The following is a 15,663-nucleotide window of genomic DNA, read 5'->3' as shown; positions in this document are numbered from 1 at the left end:
CTCGTTCCCTGTTACGCAGTCAGCACGGCCTTGAGCTCGGCCAGCCGCCGCTCGGCGGTGGCCGGGTCGCGCGCCTCGACGGTGATGCGCAACACCTCGCGCTCGGTGCCCGAGGGACGCACGCAGAACCACCAATCGTCGTAGTCCTTCCGCACGTCCGCCGTGGGCAGGCGGGTGACGTCGCAGGCCGAGGCGTCGGGGAAGGGCACGTCGAGCCGCGGGATGTGGGCGAGGGCGTCCTCGCGGCTCGCGAAGTGCAGCTTCACGCCCGTGCGGTGATAGCGGGTGGCGAGGGGGCGCGCGAGGTCGGACAGGCGCTGCCCCGTGCTGCTGAGGAGTTGAAAGGCCACGAGCGCGGCGAGCATGGCGCTGTCGCAGCAGTAGAAGTCGCGGAAGTAGTAGTGGCCCGATTCCTCGCCGCCGAAGAGGCCCTTGCACTTGTGCAGGCGCTCCTTGATGCGCGAGTGGCCCACAGGCGCGGCGATGGGCGTGCCGCCGGCCTCGGCCACGGCCTCGCGCACGGCCAGGCTGCACGTGAGGTCGAAGAGCACGGGCTGGTAGGGGCAGCGGGCCAGGAACTCGCGGGCGAAGAGCGCGGTGAGCACCGAGCCGCCTACCACGGCGCCCGTCTCGTCCACGATCACCGCGCGGTCGGCGTCGCCGTCGAAGGCCAGGCCGAGATCGGCGCCGTGCTCGCGCACGGCGGCCTGGAGGGCCGTCAGGGCGCCCTTCTCGGTGGGGTCGGGGCCGCGGGCGGGAAAGTCGGGGTCGAGCTCGCCGTGGAGGGGGATGACCTCGCAGGGCAGGCGGCGCGCCACGAGCGGAAAGATGCTGGCCGCCATGCCGTTGCCCGCGTCCACCGCCACCTTGAGCTTCCGGTAGGGCCCGGGGGCGATGGCGAAGAGCTTGGTCACATAGGCCTCCGCCACGTCGCGCCGCACGGCCTGGAGCGGGGCAAGTGCCGCGGGCGGGTCGTCGGCCAGGCGGGCCACCATGATGTCGTGGATGATCTTCAGCCCGGTGTCCTCATCCACCGAGCGGGCGCCGGAGAGGACGAACTTCAGGCCGTTGTACTCGGGCGGGTTGTGCGAGGCGGTGATCATGATGCCGCCGTCGAACTCGCCGCGGAACTCGCCCGTGGCGAAGTAGACCATATCGGACGAGATCAGGCCGAGGTCCACCGGCGTGATGTCGCCGTCCTGGAGCCCGTGGGCGACGGCGGCGGCCAGCTCGAGCGCGCCGTGGCGGATGTCGCGCCCGAGCGCCACGTGGCCGGTGTCCACCCGCATCGCCTCGCGCAGATAGGCGGCGATGGCCCGGCCGGCCCGGTAGGCGATGGAAGGCGACAGAGGCTCGGGGTACTTCCCCCGAATGTCATAGGTCTGGAAGACCGCGTCAACGGCGTTCAGCACGCTGCTCATGGAGTTTCCTGGCTGGGGCGAAGCTTGCACGGGGTAGGAGAAGGCTACCGCGCGGGGGGCGTCTTGTCAAGTCGCCAAGCCAACTTGCCTCTTGCTTGCGATCATGAGCCGTGCTAAGATCGAGCCAGACCTCAGAACCCACGAGAGGAGGCCCCGATGAACGAGCGAGCCGGCGCAACCACGTTCAAAGGCAACCCGCTCACCCTGATCGGCCCGGAGCTCAAGCCGGGCGACAAGGCGCCGGATTTCACGGCGCTGGACAACGCCCTCGCGCCAGTGACCCTCGCCGCGGCGAAGGGCAAGGTGGCCATCCTGGTCTCCGTGCCCTCGCTCGACACGCCCGTGTGCGACCTCGAGACTCGCCGTTTCAACAAGGAGGCGGCCAGCCTGGGCAGCGGCGTGGCCGTGCTGACGATCAGCATGGACCTGCCCTTCGCCCAGGCGCGCTGGTGCGGCGCGGCGGGCATCCGGAACGTGAAGACCCTGTCGGACCACCGCGACGCCTCGTTCGGCACGGCCTACGGCGTGCTGATCAAGGAGCTGCGGCTGCTCGCCAGGGCCGTGTTCGTGGTGGACCGCGAGGGCGTGATCCGCTACGTGCAACTCGTGAAGGAGATGACGCACGAGCCCGACTACGAGGCCGTGCTGGCCGCTGTGGAGCAACTCGCACCGTGAGAGTCACGGCGCGGGGCGACATCACAGACCCCTGGGAAGGAGGCATCGGGATGCTGAGCAAGAAGATGGAAGAGGCGCTGAACAAGCAGGTGAACGCGGAGCTCTTCTCCTCGTACCTGTACCTGGCCATGGCCGCCGACTTCGAGGCCAAGAATCTCCCCGGCTTCGCCCACTGGCTCAAGCTTCAGGCCAAGGAGGAGAACGGCCACGCCCTGAAGCTCTACGAGTACATCAACGATCGTCGCAGCCGCGTGACGCTCGCCGCCATCGCCGCGCCGCCGGCCGAGTGGGCCACCCCCCTGGCCGCCTTCGAGGCCGTGCTGGCGCACGAGCAGAAGGTGACCGGCCTCATCAACAAACTTGTCGAGCTGGCCGCGGCCGAGAAGGATAACGCCACGGGCATCCTCCTCCAGTGGTTCGTCACCGAGCAGGTCGAGGAGGAGAAGAACGCCGACGCCATCGTGGCGCAGCTCAAGATGATCGGCGAGTCGCCCCACGGCCTGATCATGCTCGACCGCGCGCTGGCGCAACGTGGGTGAACCGCGCGCCCAGCGACCGGCAGGAGATTGAAGACCATGAAGAACACACTCCACGTGCTGTGTGCCGCCGCATTCGCGGCGGCCGCCGGCCTCGCCCTCATGGGCTGTTGGGAAGAGAAGAAAGGCGATGCCGCCGCGCCGCCGGCCAACGCCCAGACGACGTGCCCGGTCATGGGCGGCAAGATTGACAAGAGGTTCTTCGCGGACTACGAGGGCAAGCGAGTCTACTTCTGCTGCGATGATTGCCCCGAGACGTTCAAGAAGGACCCGGCCGCCTACATCAAGAAGCTCGAAGACGCCGGCGTGGTGCTCGACAAAACGCCCCGCAAAGGCGGCTGATGCCCGTGAGCGCCCCGGGGTCTCCGGGGCATCGGGCGCGGGACCCCGCCGTCCCGCGAGGAACAGGTTGAGGGGACTTCTCTGGGCGCCGCCCGACGAGCCGTCGGGCAGCGCCCAATCCCAGACTCGACGCCGTGTTTGTGTCGGCAACCAATGGACCGTGCGCCCATGTGGAACGCTCAGCGTGGGCCGAGAAGGAGCCGGGAATGATCCAGGACGGTGACAAGGGAGCGATCCTCCAGCGCGACAAGCAGACCTATGCCGTGGCCCCCCATCTGCCCTGCGGCGTGGTGACGCCCGGGCAGTTGCGCAAGCTGGCCGACGTGGCCGAGAAGTACGGCGCCGCGGCCCTCAAGGTCACCAGCGCCGCGCGCATCGCCATCGTGGGGCTGAAGGAGAGCGACGTGGACGCCGTGTGGCAGGACCTCGGCATGTCGCCGGGCGCGGCCGTGGGCCTGTGCGTGCGCAGCGTGAAGGTCTGCCCGGGCACCACCTTCTGCAAGCGCGGCACCCAGGACAGCCTGGCCGTGGGCATGCAGCTCGACGCCCAGTACCACGGCATGAACCTGCCCGGCAAGCTCAAGATCGGCGTGGCCGGCTGCATGAACCAGTGCGCCGAGACGTGCATCAAGGACGTCGCCCTCGTCGGCAAGTCCAAGGGCTGGATGGTGCTGGTCGGCGGCAGCGGCGGCGCGCGGCCGCGCCTGGCCGACACCCTGGCCGAGAACCTCGGCACCGCAGAGGCCCTGGCCCTCGTGGACCGCGTGGTGGCCTTCTACCGCGACCACGCCAAGCCCCACGAGCGACTCGGGCGCGTGCTCGACCGCCTGGGGCTCGATGCCCTCAAGGCCGCCGTCCTCACGGCCTGAGCCGTGGCCGCCTGCCCTTGACCCCGGACCGCATCCCGCGTAACATGGCGGGCGGGGCAAAGGCCGCGACCGCCCGCCAGGAGGTGCGAAGGATGGCCCCAGGGAACGCACAGGGCCCCAGCCGCCGCCGGGACTCGCCTGAGCCGTTCACGCTGGTGATCTTCGGCGCCTCGGGCGATCTGGCGGCCCGGAAGCTCCTGCCCGCGGTCTACCGCCTCTTCCAGCAGCGGCTTCTGCCCGAGCAGTTCGCCGTGGTGGGCTTCGCCCGCACCCCGATGGCCGACGAGACGTTCCGCGAGGAGGTCCGACAGGCCCTCGACCAGTTCGCCCCCGACAAGCCAGCCACGGCTGATTGGCCGCAGTTCGCGTCCAGGCTCTTTTATCACCGCGGCGACTACTCGGATGCCGCGAGCTTCGCCGCGCTGCGGGCGCGGCTCGAGGCCCTGGCCGCATCGCGGAACGCTCCCTGCAACACGCTGTTCTACCTCGCGACGCCGCCGGCGATGTTCGCGCCCATCGCCGAGCAGATCCGCGCCGCGGGCCTCAGCGTGCCGGGCGAGCCGTGCCGTGGCTGGGCGCGCCTGGTCATCGAGAAGCCCTTCGGCCGCGACCTGGCCAGCGCCCGCGCCCTCAACGCACACATCCGCAGCGCCTTCGCCGAGGACCGCATCTTCCGCATTGACCACTACCTCGGCAAGGAAACGGTCCAGAACATCCTCGTGCTGCGTTTCGCCAACGCCCTCTTCGAGCCGCTGTGGAACCACAAGTACGTGGACCACGTGCAGATCACCGTCGCCGAGACCGTGGGCGTGGAGCAGCGGGGGCCGTACTACGACCAGGCGGGTGCGCTGCGCGACATGGTCCAGAACCACCTGATGCACCTCCTCGCGTTCGTGGGCATGGAGGCGCCCAACTCGCTCGACCCCGACACGGTGCGCGACGAGAAGGTCAAGGTGCTCAAGTGCCTGCGCCCCATGCCGCGGGCCTGCGTGACGAGCGAACTCGTGCGCGCGCAGTACGAGGCGGGCGAAGTGGCCGGCCGGCCCGTGCCCGGCTACCACGAGGAGCCGGGCGTGGCGCCCGACTCGATCACCGAAACGTATGTGGCGTTCAAGACCTTCATCGAAAGCTGGCGTTGGGCCGGCGTGCCGTTCTACCTGCGGACCGGCAAGCGGCTGGCGGAGCGGGTCACCGAGATCGGCGTCCACTTCAAGCCCGTGCCGCAGGTGCTCTTCAATGCCCCGCCGTTCGGCCCGATGGCTCCGAACGTGCTCGCGCTGCGCATCCAGCCCAACGAGGGCATCTCGCTTCAGTTCCAGGTCAAGCGCCCGGGGGCCGGCGTGCGCATCGAGCCGTTCCGGATGGATTTCGGCTACGCCGCGGCCTTCGGCGGCGAGCCGCCCGACGCCTATGAGCGGCTGCTGCTCGATGCGGCCCTGGGCGACTCCACGCTCTTCACGCGCAGCGACGAGGTCGAGGCGGCGTGGGCCTTCCTCACGCCCATTCTCTACACCTGTGCGGAGGACCCGCTCACCGCGCTGCCCCGGTACCCCGCAGGCACCTGGGGCCCGAGAGAGGCCGATGCCATGATCGCGGCCGATGGGCGGCGGTGGACCGTCCTCCGGCGCCCCGCAGCAAGGAGAGCAAGAGAGGGATAGGACGGATAGGACCGGGAGGACCCATAGAACGTGTCCAGGGAACGGATCCCATCTGTCCTATCCGTCCCATCTGGAGGCCACCGATGACCGCTAGATTGACGTCCGGCGCCTGGATGCTTGCGCTGGCCCTGGTCGCCCTGGGTGCCGAGGACTTCGAGGAACAGCCGTTCCAGGTGAGCAGCGCCCTCGCGCCCGCCGAGGCGTCTGCCGGCGGCGAGTTGGCCCTGACGGTAACGTTCAAGCTCCGCGGCGACGTGCATCTCTACAGGGACTCCATCAAGTTCCAGTGGGACGAGCTGAAGGGGGCCGCCGAAAGAGAGGTCATGAGGCCGAAGGGCAAGCTCATTCCCGACCTGATCTCGGGCGAGCCCGGCGCCACGCTGGAGGCCTACGAGGGCACGGTGGCCATTGTGGTGAAGTTCCAGGTGACGGGCGCCGCAGGGGAAACCGCGCTCCTCAGGGGCACCGTGAGCTACCAGGGCTGCACCGATACGGTGTGCTTCCGCCCGGCGAAGCATCCGCTGGTGCACGAGGTTGCCATCGGGGCGAGCGCGGCGACGGGTGCCGCGGCGGCCGCCCCGATGGTCGAGGACGTGCCGGAGGCAGGCTGGCTGTTCGTCCTCCGGCAGATCGCCAAGGCGTTCGTCTATGGCCTGGCCCTGGGCCTCACGCCGTGCGTCTACCCGATGATCCCGATCACCGTGGCGGTGATTGGCGCGCAGAAGCAGGCGTCGCGCCTCAAAGCCGTCCTGCTCTCCTCGGTCTACGTGCTGGGCATCGCACTCACGTACGCCGTGCTGGGCGCGCTGGTGGCGGCGCTGGGCGCTTCGGTGCGGCTGGCGCTTCAGTCGCCCTACGTGCTGGTCGGCATTGCCGCGGTGTTCGTGCTGTTCGCCCTCGGGATGTTCGACGTGGTGACCATCCAGGCCCCGGCGTTCCTGGGCGGCCTGGGCGACAAGGTGGCGGGGCGCAAGAAGGGGCTCCTCGGCGTGCTGCTGCTCGGGCTGGTGACCGGCGTGGCCGCGGGGCCGTGCGTGGCGGGGCCGCTGCTGGCCGTGCTCACCGAGATCGCCACGACGGGCCATCGCCTGCTCGGGGCGGCCATGATGTTCGCGCTCGCCTGGGGCATGGGCGTGCTGCTCATCGTGGCGGGAGTGTCCTCGGGCCTTCTGCCGAAGGCCGGCGCGTGGACGGAGTGGGTGAAGCACCTGATCGGCTTCGTGCTGCTGTGGGCGGCCGTGTACTTCCTGCGGCCCGTGGTGGGCGAGACGGCCTTCTGGCTCGGCAGCGCGGCCGCGCTCGTCGCGGGCACGGTATTCCTGGGCGGGCTGGACTCCCTGACGCCCGAGAGCGGCGCGGGCGCTCGGGTGAAGCGGCTGCTGGGCATCGCCGCGCTGGCGACGGCCGGCTGGTGTGTGCTCGTCGGGCTCGACGTGGAGCCGCGGCCCAGCGGGGGCACCGTCCCCGGCGCGACGCAGCCCGATGCGTTCGTGCACGGCGACCCAGGCTTGTTCAAAGAGGCGCTGGCCGCGGGCAAGCCCATCGTGCTCGACTTCACGGCCGAATGGTGCGGCTACTGCAAGGTGCTCGATCGCACGACGTTTGCCGACCCCGTGGTGCGAGCCGAGCTCCAGCGCTTCCGCGCGCTGAAGATTGACGTGGAGACCAGCCGCAATGCAGAGCTGGTGAAGCGCTTCGACGTGCCCGGGCCGCCCCTCGTGGTGGTGCTCGACTCCGGCGGCAGGCTGGTGAAGAAGCTGGGCTACGATGAGGCCAAGGACCCGGAGAAGTTCGCCGAGGTTCTCAGGCGGGTGAACTGACCCGACCTCCCGCGGGTTCCAAACCTGCGGGAGGTTGAGCGGGAGGCGAATGGGAGGCCGGCGCGAGGACGTGATGAGAAAGCACTGGTGCCGCATCTGCGGCTACGTGTACGATCCCGACGAGGGCGACCCCGGAAACGGCGTGCCGCCGCGTACGCCGTTCGAGGAGCTGCCCGAGGATTGGACCTGCCCCACCTGCGGGGCAGGGAAGCGGTACTTCTCTCCGATGGAGCCCGACGAATGCGCAAAGACGACTTGATGCAGGTCTACTACCGCATGCAGCTCGCGCGCCTGTTCGAGACGCGCGTGGCCGAACAGTACATGAAGGGCCGCATCGGCGGCTTCTGCCACCTCTACAGCGGCGAGGAGGCCGTGGCCCTCGGGGCCCTGTGGTCGCTGCGTCCCGACGACTACGTGGTCGGCTCGTACCGCGACCACGGCTACTACATCCTGCGCGGCGGCGACCCGGGCAAGGCCATGGCCGAGCTCTTCGGCCACGCCAACGGCTGCTGCAAGGGCAAGGGCGGCTCGATGCACCTGTACGACCCCGACATCAGTTTCCTCGGCGGCTACGCCATCGTGGGCGGCATGTGCCCCATCGCCGTGGGCCTGGGCCTCGCCATCCAGTACCGCGGCGAGGACCGCGTGGTGCTGTGCTTCTTCGGCGACGGCGCGACCAACCAGGGCGCCTATCACGAGGCCCTCAACATGGCCTCCCTCTACCAGCTCCCCGTCATCTGGGTCTGCGAGAACAACCGCTATGCCATCGGCACCTCCGTCCAGCGCTCCAGCGCCCAGGAATCCATGGCCCGCAAGGCGAGATACGCCTACGATCTGCCGACGAGCGTGGTGGACGGCATGGACTTCTTCAAGATGCAGAGCGTGATGGAGCGGGCGATCAAACGGGCACGGACGGGCAAGGGGCCGTCGTTTATCGAGGCCAAGTGCTACCGCTACCGCGGCCACTCGATGAGCGACCCCGCCACCTACCGCGACAAGAAGGAGGTCGAGTTCTGGAAGCAGCGCGACCCCATTCCCCGCATCAAGGCCGTCATCCAGCACGACTTCGACGTGCCCGACGAGGAGTTCAAGGCCCTGGATGCCAAGGTCCGCCAGGTGCTAGACGAGGCCGTGAAGTTCGCCGAGGCGGGGCAGGAGCTGCCGCCCGAGCGGCTCTACGAGGACCTCTATGTGGACTGACCCGTCCGAGCGATCCGACCCGTCCGACGTGTCCGACAGGTCTGACGAGGAGTGCCCTGTATGCCCAAGCTCAGCTACCGAGATGCCCTGAACCAGGCCCTCCGCGAGGAGATGCAGCGCGATGAGACTGTGGTGCTCTTCGGCGAGGACGTGGCCGAATACGAAGGCTCGTTCAAGGTCACGCGCGGGCTGCTGAAGGAGTTCGGCCCCAAGCGGGTCTTCGACACGCCCATCTCTGAGGCGGGCATCGTGGGCATGGCCATCGGCGCCGCGATGGGCCAGCTCCGACCCGTGCCCGAACTGATGACCGTCAACTTCGCATTCGTCGCCATGGACCAGATCCTCAACCACCTGGCCCTGATGCGCTACATGTTCGGCGGGCAAGTGACTCTGCCCGTCACCCTCCGCATGCCGGGCGGGGGAGGGCATCAGCTCGGCAGCCAGCATTCCCACAGCCTGGAGCCCTTCTTCGTCCACACCCCCGGCCTCCTCGTCGTCTACCCCGCTACGCCGGCCGATGCGAAGGCCCTGCTCAAAGCGGCCATCCGCGACGACAATCCCGTGATCTTCCTCGAACACGAGGGCCTGTACAACCTCGAGGGCGAAGTGCCCGATGGCCTGGAGCCGGCCGCCATCGGAGAGGCCAAGGTGCTCCGAGAGGGGAGCGACGTCACGCTGGTGGGCTACGGGGCCATGACCCACGTGGCCCTCGAGGCCGCCGAGGCGCTCGCGAAGGACGGCCTGAAGGCCGAGGTGCTTGACCTCCGCACCCTGAGGCCGTGGGACAAGGGGGCGGTGGTCGCCTCCGTCTCGAAGACTCACCGCGCCGTGGTCATCGAGGAGTGCCCGCCCGCCTGCGGCATCGCAGCCGAGGTGGCGACGAATATCTACGAGCTGGCCTTCGACGCTCTCGACGCCCCCGTCGAGCGCGTCTCGGGCGCCGACGTGCCGTTGCCCTACGCGAAGAACCTGGAGCAGGCCTGTATTCCGCACGCGGCGGATGTGGTGAAGGCGGCGCGCCGAGCACTGGGGCGCTGAATGCTGCGAGCGGCGAGCCACGAGCTTCAGAGCCAGGATTCAGGGCTTCCTCGTTCCAAACTCGCTGCTCGTGGCTCGCGGCTCGAAGCTCTCTCAACCCGGAGGACATCCATGTACCAAGTCACCATGCCCAAGTTATCTGACAGCATGACTTCGGGCCAGGTCGTCGCCTGGAAGGTCAAGGAAGGCGACACCGTGAGCGAGGGCGACGTGCTCGCCGAGGTGGAATCCGACAAGGCCACGCTGGAGCTGGAGTGCTTCACGAGCGGCACGGTGTCGAGGATTCTGCGGCCGGCGGGCGAGGAGGCGGCCGTGGGCGAGGCCATCGCCCTGATCGCCACCGAGGCCGAGGCCCCCGCCGCGAGCCACGAGCCGCGAGCGGCACAAGCCACCGCGGCCGAAGCGCCCGAACCCGAGGCGCCGCCTCCTGTCCCGCGTCCCGCGTCGCGCGTCGCGCAACCAACCCCAACCCATCTCCGCGAAGCGCCGCAGGCCCCCGCAATGGCTTCCCCTCCTCTCACGCATCGCGCTTCGCGCATCACGCCCGGCCGTATCGCCATCTCTCCCTACGCCCGCCTGCTCGCCCAGCAGAAGGGCGTGGACATTGCGACGCTCAAGGGCAGCGGCCCGGGCGGGCGGATCGTGGCGGCCGACGTCGAGGCTGCCGTTCGTAGTGCGGGCTTCAGCCCGTCTCCCTCCGGCCTGAAGGCCGCCCCACCAACCCCAGTCATCCCCCCCTCGCCCGACGAGGAACTGCCCCCCATCGTCGTGGCGCCCGAGGAGGCCGATGTCGAGGACGCGCCCTATCGCCTCAAGACCCAGGCCCGCACGGTCACGGCCTCCAAGCACGTCATCCCGCACTTCTACATGACCCGCGGGGCCGACGTGACGAAGCTGCTAGCGATGAAAGACGAGTTGAAAGAGAAGTTCGGCGGGGCCACCGTGACCCACCTGCTCATGCTCGCCGTCGTGAAGGCCGTCCAGGCCAACCCCCTCGTGAACCGCAGCTACGACCGCGGCAAGATCATCCGGTGGAAGAACATCAACCTGGGCATCGCGGTGGACACCGATCAGGGCCTCACCGTGGCCGTGCTGCGCGGCGCGCAGGCTTTCTCACTCAAGGAGATCGTCGAGCGCACGAAGCCGCTGGTCGAGAAGGCGCGCGGAGGCAAACTCTCGGCCGACGAGCGCAGACACCCCACCCTCACGATCACCAACCTGGGGATGTTCGACGTCGAGCACTTCGAGCCGATCATCAACCCGCCGTCGGCCATCACGCTGGGCGTGGCATCGGCGTTGCCGGCGACAGTAGTGCGCGGCGACGCCATCTGCATCGCCCGCGTGATGCGGCTCACACTCTCGTGCGACCACCGCATCATCGAGGGCGCCATGGCCGCCCGATTCCTCAAGAGCCTCAAGGACCTGCTCGAGGCCCCCGACGCGCTGCTCGAGGGCCAGGCCTGAGAAACCTCCCGCGGGTTGCCACCCCGCGGGAGGTTGAGGGGCGGCCTACAGTTTCGGCCCGGCGTGAGCATTGGCGCCCTTGCCGGCGCGGTGCTGGCGCGCCTGCTCGAGGCGGCCGCGGAGGGCGACGAGGGCCTCGGAGAGCTCCTCGCGCGAGAGCTTGCCATCGCCATCCTTGTCGAAGCGCTGCATGAGGCGGTTCACGAGCGCCTCGCGGGCCGCGGCGCGCTCTTCGGGCTCCAGTTTGCCGTCGCCGTCCTGGTCGAACTTCCCGAGGACCCTCTCGCGGGCCTTTTCACGAACCTTCTCGCGGACGGCGCCGCGAAGGCCCTTGCCCGGGGCCGGCGGCGGGTTGGCGTCGTCGCCCGCCAGAGCCGGCAAGCTCAAGCAGACCAATGCCGCGATCAGTGCGAGTTTCTTCATCTTGTGCCTCCTTTCGACGCTGCGTCTCCCACCCGCCTCAGGTTCTCTGGGCTTGTGCAAGTGTCGCGAAGCCCGACACAACGTGAGCAAAACCCCTCACGCTGAGTTGCTTCATCCTCGCCTCCTTCTCCTCGTGGGTTCTGCGCAAGTGCTGAATCCCGTGCATCTTGCGTCATCTCCGGATTCCGGTGCGGCCCCGAATGCCGGAAGAGGGAAGTGCAACTTGCGTGCCGGAAGGAGGGCTCGCCGGCCTCCCGCGGGCCGCGTTGGCCCGCGGGAGGGGCGCGAGTGGCTCAGGAGAGCTTGAGGCGGAGGGTCTTGATCTCGAAATGGGCGCAGGTCGAGGGCGGCTATCCCAGGAGAGCCGTGAACCCGGCCTGCTCGAAGTGGTGGTCAGCAGTCAGGGCGTCGCGGATCCCACGATCCTTCATGACGACAAAGGAGACGCAGTCCGTCAGCGTCCACCCTTTGTCGGGGCGCTCCTGATACAGTCCCATGCCCAACTCGAAAAGCTCCTGCGACGCAGGAATGATGATGCATTTGTGGTCCGCGCGGAGCGAGGCGAGGAGCCGCACAAAGCTCCCGCGTGTGGCAGGCGCCGCCAAGCCGTCCGCAAGCTCGGTGAGCACCCACGCCGTCGTCACCGTAGGCCCGGTCAGTTGGCTCGAGAACTTGACGGCTCGCTCGTGCGCCGCGTCGTCCGCGTGCAGCATGGCCAGGTAGTAGAACGTGTCGGCGAACGTCTCCCTCATCGCTTGGGTGTCCCGTGGATGTAGTGGTCGTGCTGAGCCGCGAAGTCAGGCGGCAGCCCCTTCACGATGCCGATCACATCCTTCAAGCGTTCAGCAAGGGTGAGTTCGCGTCCCGACTCGTCCGGCTCCACGCGCACCCTGGTCCCCTCCGCAAGCGGCGCCGGCTCATCGAGCACCACGACCCCGTTCTCGACGTGTCCCCTATAGGTCATGGCTCGCTCCTTGGCGACCTGGGGCGTTTGCCCCCGCAATCTCCTTATACCACAGGCGTTCTCGGCCTTCAAGCCGGCCTGAGCCGCACGGTCTTGATCTCGAACGGGCGCAGGTCGAGGGCGATGGCGCCGGCCTTGAGGGGTAGCGGCTCGCCGCCTTCCTCGAGGAGGTTCGTGCTCAGGGCCTGGGTGACGGGCAGACTCGTCCGCAGCACGCAGCGTGTGGCCGAGTGCTTGGCCTCGTAGAGGCGGACGATGAGGTCGCCCGAGCCGTCTTCGGCTGGCTTCACGGTCTCGATGACAACGTTCGGCGCGTCAAGCTGGAAGAGCGAGCCTTCGCCCGCCCCGCCCGGGACGACGAGGGGCGCGACGTTCACCTCGTAGGCCTCACGCACCAGGTCGCTGGCGAAGAACGAGCCGTTCCAGGCGGTGAGGGCGTAAGTGACCTCCTGGAGCCCCTGGTCGGCCGTCATGTCGGGGGCCAGCGGCGAGCGGAGCAGCGTGAGGTTGATGCTGCCGCCGAGGGCGTTGACGCCGTACTTGCAGTCGTTGAGCACGGCGGCGCCGCGGTCCTCCTCGGCCAGGGCGGTCCACTTCTGGTTCGCCACCTCGAAGCGGTCGGCGTCGTAGGGCCGCGAGCGGTGGGTGGGTCGCCGCAGATGGCCGAACTGTACCTCGTGGATGGCCTCGTTGGCGTGGAGGGTGGTGGGGAAGGCGACCTTGAGCAGCTTGTGCCGCTCGCGCCAGTCAATCTTCGTGCGGAACTCGACCCGCCGGCTGCCGCGGCGGAGCCAGACTTCCTGCGTGACGGCCGAGTCGCTGATCTTCCGCGTGATGCGGAGGACGGCGGCGAGCGGCCCCGTGGCGACGACCTCGATGGCCGCCTTCTCGGGCAACTCGACGGGGGCGAGTTCGTAGGTCGAGTCAATGTCCCACGCATCGAACCAGCGGGGCACGTCCTTGAAGAGGCGGAAGGCGTTCATCGGCGCGGCGGCCAGTTCGCGGCCGGTCGCCTTGTCCACCAGGCTGACGATCTCGCCGCGGTCGTTCAGGCGCAGGCGGATGAGGTCGTTCTCCATCCCGCGCTCGGTGGCCTTCACGACTGTGGGCGGCGTGTCCCCACGCCGCGGGACGCGGGGCAGAGACGCCCCGCCCACGGCGAGGGTGGTCCAGCCGCAGGACGGAAGGAGGGCTTCCGCGTAGAGGGTGCCGCCGATGCGCTGGGTGAGCAGGCCCTGGCCGTTGCTCTCCGCGCCCTTGAAGCCCTTGGGCAGGGGCACGAGGGCAAGGCGGTCCCAGGAGAGGGAGTTGAAGACGGCAATGGAGTGCGGAGTGCGGAGTGCGGAGTGCGGAGCGGCAGCCAGTGCCTTTGCGGCCGATGCAGCGACGGAGGTCGCCGTGGCGAGGACCTGGGCGTGGAGGGCCTCGGCTTCCTCGTAGACGCGGTGGATGGAGGAGCCGGGGATGATGTCGTGGAACTGGTTGAGGAGGACGCCTTTCCAGGCCTCGTCCATCTTGGCAGCCGGATAGCGGAGTTTGCCTGCCGCGGCCGCGGCGGCGCCCCACAGTTCGGCCTCGCGGAGCGCGAACTCGCACTTGCGGTTGCCGCGCTTGGTGCGGGCCTGGGTGGTGTAGGTGCCGCGGTGGCATTGGTAGTAGAGCTCGCCCACGTAGACCGGCCAGTCGCTCCGCCGGGCCTCCTCGGCGTGGAAGAAGTCGAGCGGCGAGGCGATGACGGTGCGGGGCGCGCCCTCGAGGTCGCGCTGGCGCCGCAGGAACTCCAGGTGCAGGCGGGTGGGGCCGCCGCCGCCGTCGCCCCAGCCGAAGGGCACGATGCGGGCGTTGAGGCCGTCCTTCTGCACCCGCTCCTTCCAGCGCTGGATCAGCGTGGCGGGGTTGGTCTGCGAGTTGTAGTCGTTGTGGAAGTGGCTGAGCACGCGCGTGCCGTCAATGCCCTCCCACCAGAAGGTGTTGTAGGGGAAGGGGTCGCCGCCGTTGTAGTTCCAGAAGATTTTCTGGGTGGAGAAGTACTTGATGCCGCAGCCGGCCATGATCTGGGGCATCGCGCCCGAGTAGCCGAAGACGTCGGGCAGCCACATCAGCTCGCAGTCCACGCCGAACTCGTCGCGGTAGAAGCGCTTGCCGTGGAGGAACTGGCGGATGAGGGCCTCGCCGCCGCTGACGTTGGTGTCGGCCTCCACCCACATGCCGCCCTCGGAGAGCCACTGGCCCCGCTTCGCGGCGGCCTTGATGCGGGCGTAGACGTCGGGGTAGAGCCGCTGGGTCATGCGGAACAGATGCGGCTGGCTCTGGAGGAACTTGTATTCGGGGTACATCTCCATCAGCGTGAGCTGGGTGGCGAACGTGCGGGCGCACTTGCGCTCGGTCTCGGCCAGAGGCCACAGCCACGCCACGTCAATGTGCGAGTGGCCGTAGCAGTAGAGCAGGGGCGCGGTCGAGCCGTTGGTGCATTCGAGCAGCGGCTTGAGGCGCTTGCGCGCCGCGCGGATCGTGGCCAGCATCTCCGCGCGCGGCAGCTCGAGGTCGGCGATCAGCGTGAACTGGCGTAGCCCCTCGTCAATCTCCGACACGCGCAGGCTGTCGGGGTCCAGCTTGTCGCGGAGTTCCAGGAGCGTCTGCACGTCGAGCCAGGCCTGGAACACCTCTTCGTCCCAGATGCCCAGCGAGCAGGGCTTGACGGTCTGCTGCGCGGCAGGCGGCTCGGGCACGGTCAGCTCGCCGTGGGGCACGGGGCCGCCGCCGCAGTTCATCGGCCCGTGGCCGGCGTAGGCCTCCATCAGGATGTCGAACCTTGCGCCGGGACGGGCGTTGGTGGAGAGGATGACCTGGGGGTGAGCCCAGTCGCGTCCGCCCATCTCGCGGCCGTTGACAATGAAGCGCCCCTCGCCGCCGGGGTCGCCCGTGAAGCCCGTGCCCGCCCCGCAGCGGAAGACGATCCATTCGCCCTTAGCCTCTTTGGGCAGGGTCACGGCGGCGCGGAACCAGGCGTACTCCCACTTGGCGCCCCAGGGCGTGCCCACGGGCATGGGCTTGAACGGCCGCTTCAGCGCCTCGCGGGGCCTGAGCTGCTCGTGCGTCACGAAGCCGCTCAGCGCCACGTCGCTCAGCTTGCGGTAGCACAGCTTCTCCAGCGTGTTGCGCCATTGTTCGATGCGGCTTCGCCACTCGGTGGTCAAGGCCATGTTCTGCAAGCTCCTTCTCGGTTGGGGACCGTGCCTTCGCTCAGGCGCGT

At 68.9% G+C, this 15,663-nt stretch carries 15 protein-coding genes; 10 read left to right on the top strand and 5 right to left on the bottom strand.

The window, feature by feature from the left end; genetic code table 11:
• Positions 1 to 11: 11 nt before the first annotated feature.
• The gene (locus tag PLE19_09860) at positions 12 to 1,421 is read right to left on the bottom strand and encodes a phosphomannomutase/phosphoglucomutase (GenBank protein HPD15246.1); all 1,410 of its coding nucleotides are present in this window, start codon (positions 1,419 to 1,421) and stop codon (positions 12 to 14) included.
• Positions 1,422 to 1,577: 156 nt separating this feature from the next.
• Between PLE19_09860 and tpx the strand changes: the two genes are divergently transcribed.
• The 10 genes from tpx to PLE19_09810 all read left to right on the top strand — a co-directional run bounded on the left by tpx (position 1,578) and on the right by PLE19_09810 (position 11,023).
• Positions 1,578 to 2,096 carry a thiol peroxidase gene (tpx, locus tag PLE19_09855; protein ID HPD15245.1) on the top strand — a complete coding sequence of 173 codons (519 nt, stop codon included), beginning with the start codon at positions 1,578 to 1,580 and terminating at the stop codon, positions 2,094 to 2,096.
• A 50-nt stretch (positions 2,097 to 2,146) separates the two neighbouring features.
• A complete protein-coding gene (locus tag PLE19_09850) occupies positions 2,147 to 2,635 on the top strand; it encodes a ferritin (GenBank protein ID HPD15244.1) in 489 nt (162 codons plus the stop codon).
• 36 nt (positions 2,636 to 2,671) lie between these two features.
• On the top strand, positions 2,672 to 2,974 hold the full coding sequence (locus PLE19_09845; GenBank protein ID HPD15243.1) for a hypothetical protein: 303 nt from the start codon (positions 2,672 to 2,674) through the stop codon (positions 2,972 to 2,974).
• A gap of 206 nt (positions 2,975 to 3,180) precedes the next feature.
• Positions 3,181 to 3,843, top strand: a complete 663-nt coding sequence (locus tag PLE19_09840) for an NAD(P)/FAD-dependent oxidoreductase (GenBank protein ID HPD15242.1) — start codon at positions 3,181 to 3,183, stop codon at positions 3,841 to 3,843.
• A 92-nt stretch (positions 3,844 to 3,935) separates the two neighbouring features.
• Entirely contained in the window at positions 3,936 to 5,501 is a 1,566-nt protein-coding gene (zwf, locus tag PLE19_09835) for a glucose-6-phosphate dehydrogenase (GenBank protein ID HPD15241.1), read from the top strand.
• A gap of 83 nt (positions 5,502 to 5,584) precedes the next feature.
• Positions 5,585 to 7,321, top strand: a complete 1,737-nt coding sequence (locus tag PLE19_09830) for a cytochrome c biogenesis protein CcdA (protein ID HPD15240.1) — start codon at positions 5,585 to 5,587, stop codon at positions 7,319 to 7,321.
• A 73-nt stretch (positions 7,322 to 7,394) separates the two neighbouring features.
• Positions 7,395 to 7,580 carry a rubredoxin gene (locus tag PLE19_09825; GenBank protein HPD15239.1) on the top strand — a complete coding sequence of 62 codons (186 nt, stop codon included), beginning with the start codon at positions 7,395 to 7,397 and terminating at the stop codon, positions 7,578 to 7,580.
• Positions 7,562 to 8,521, top strand: a complete 960-nt coding sequence (gene pdhA, locus PLE19_09820; GenBank protein HPD15238.1) for a pyruvate dehydrogenase (acetyl-transferring) E1 component subunit alpha — start codon at positions 7,562 to 7,564, stop codon at positions 8,519 to 8,521. The genes PLE19_09825 and pdhA overlap by 19 nt, the downstream gene beginning before the upstream one ends.
• A gap of 60 nt (positions 8,522 to 8,581) precedes the next feature.
• A complete protein-coding gene (locus PLE19_09815; protein HPD15237.1) occupies positions 8,582 to 9,559 on the top strand; it encodes an alpha-ketoacid dehydrogenase subunit beta in 978 nt (325 codons plus the stop codon).
• A gap of 111 nt (positions 9,560 to 9,670) precedes the next feature.
• Positions 9,671 to 11,023, top strand: a complete 1,353-nt coding sequence (locus PLE19_09810; GenBank protein ID HPD15236.1) for a dihydrolipoamide acetyltransferase family protein — start codon at positions 9,671 to 9,673, stop codon at positions 11,021 to 11,023.
• Positions 11,024 to 11,068: 45 nt separating this feature from the next.
• On the opposite strand, the gene PLE19_09805 is transcribed toward PLE19_09810, so the two are convergent.
• The 4 genes from PLE19_09805 to PLE19_09790 form a co-directional block, all read right to left on the bottom strand.
• Complete coding sequence (locus PLE19_09805) at positions 11,069 to 11,446, bottom strand: EF-hand domain-containing protein (GenBank protein ID HPD15235.1); 378 nt, start codon at positions 11,444 to 11,446, stop codon at positions 11,069 to 11,071.
• 350 nt (positions 11,447 to 11,796) lie between these two features.
• Positions 11,797 to 12,198: a PIN domain-containing protein gene (locus PLE19_09800; GenBank protein HPD15234.1), complete on the bottom strand. Its 402-nt coding sequence runs from the start codon at positions 12,196 to 12,198 to the stop codon at positions 11,797 to 11,799.
• The gene (locus tag PLE19_09795) at positions 12,195 to 12,410 is read right to left on the bottom strand and encodes a hypothetical protein (protein ID HPD15233.1); all 216 of its coding nucleotides are present in this window, start codon (positions 12,408 to 12,410) and stop codon (positions 12,195 to 12,197) included. Before PLE19_09795 ends, PLE19_09800 begins: the two co-directional genes overlap by 4 nt.
• A gap of 68 nt (positions 12,411 to 12,478) precedes the next feature.
• A complete protein-coding gene (locus tag PLE19_09790) occupies positions 12,479 to 15,613 on the bottom strand; it encodes a glycoside hydrolase family 38 C-terminal domain-containing protein (GenBank protein HPD15232.1) in 3,135 nt (1,044 codons plus the stop codon).
• Between the last annotated feature and the right edge of the window lie 50 nt (positions 15,614 to 15,663).

This window comes from Planctomycetota bacterium (genome assembly GCA_035384565.1).
Taxonomy (GTDB): domain Bacteria; phylum Planctomycetota; class PUPC01; order DSUN01; family DSUN01; genus DAOOIT01.
Note: the sequence above shows the minus strand (reverse complement) of the source record. Positions and strands in the feature narration are given on the sequence as shown.